1 protein-coding gene is annotated in these 658 nt (G+C 36.9%); it reads left to right on the top strand.

The window, feature by feature from the left end:
- A partial coding sequence (locus tag ADG81_RS10080; protein ID WP_049551358.1) for a Rib/alpha-like domain-containing protein occupies window positions 1-658 on the top strand: 658 nt, incomplete at both ends.

Below are 658 nucleotides of genomic sequence, written 5' to 3'. Positions count from 1 at the left end.
TCCAGTAGATACAACAACACCAGGCGAAAAAGATGTTATTGTAGAAGCAAAAGATGGGGAAGATAAATTGGTAGAAGTTCCTGCTAAGGTTAAGGTAGTGGAAGGCAAGGAACAATTAATTCCTGTAAATCCAACTCAAAAACCACAAGCAAGAGATAATATTACTCCAAGTGATTACCCAGAAGGTTCAACATTTGAATACAAAGTTCCAGATGGACAAACCGAACCATTTGATGCAACAACTGTTGGAGATAAACCAGTAACAGTCGTAGTAAAAGATAAAAATGGAAATGTATTGGTTGAAGTTCCCGCTACGATTAAAGTGGTAGAAGCTAAACCAAAACCAATTGAAACACCAGTAACAAATACACCTTTAACAAAAGAGGATATTGCTAAATATGTTAAAGTACCAGAAGGTGGAAAAGTAACGAATGTAGAAAATATTCCAGACTTAACAACCCCAGGTAAAAAAGATCCTGTTAAAGTAACTGTTACCTTACCAAATGGAAAAACAACAACAGTGGATGTTCCAGTTAACGTAACACCTGTTAAGGAAATTGAAACTCCAGTAACGAAAACTCCGTTAACGCCAGAGGACTACACAAAAGGCATCAAGATTCCAGAAGGTGGCAAGGTCACAAATGTTGAAAACATTCCA

Origin of the sequence: Streptococcus pseudopneumoniae (genome assembly GCF_001070815.1) — a bacterium.
Taxonomy (GTDB): Bacteria; Bacillota; Bacilli; order Lactobacillales; family Streptococcaceae; genus Streptococcus; species Streptococcus pseudopneumoniae_P.
Note: the sequence above shows the minus strand (reverse complement) of the source record. Positions and strands in the feature narration are given on the sequence as shown.